Annotated in this window: 1 protein-coding gene; it reads right to left on the bottom strand. The window is 34.7% G+C overall.

Annotation, left to right across the window (positions count from 1 at the left end; translation table 11 throughout):
• Positions 1-76 precede the first annotated feature (76 nt).
• On the bottom strand, positions 77-199 hold the full coding sequence (locus tag P6709_RS20610) for a hypothetical protein (RefSeq protein ID WP_442905378.1): 123 nt from the start codon (positions 197-199) through the stop codon (positions 77-79).
• Between the last annotated feature and the right edge of the window lie 75 nt (positions 200-274).

Raw genomic sequence — 274 nt, 5'->3', positions numbered from 1 at the left:
TTCTTTATGACTTTAATTTAAATAAGAAAGAGCTGGATAATTTCTCTTTTCTTTTTTCAAGTGAAGGTTAATTCGTCTATATATTTTGTGGACATTGGAATGAAGGAACCGTTGATGAGTACACCAATATGTTACTGAACACCGTTTTTGGCGGCATCCCTTTTTGGGCGAGGTGTGTGGCAAACGTATGCCGCAACATATGCGGAAAATTATTAATGTTCTAATAAAAACAGTTAAGTGTTACTTTACACGAAAGATTAGGACAGGTTTTCTT

The sequence above is a fragment of the Jeotgalibacillus sp. ET6 genome (assembly GCF_029667115.1).
GTDB lineage: Bacteria > Bacillota > Bacilli > Bacillales > Jeotgalibacillaceae > Jeotgalibacillus.
The sequence above is the reverse complement of the archived record's forward strand: the minus strand, read 5'-3'. Positions and strand labels throughout refer to the sequence as shown.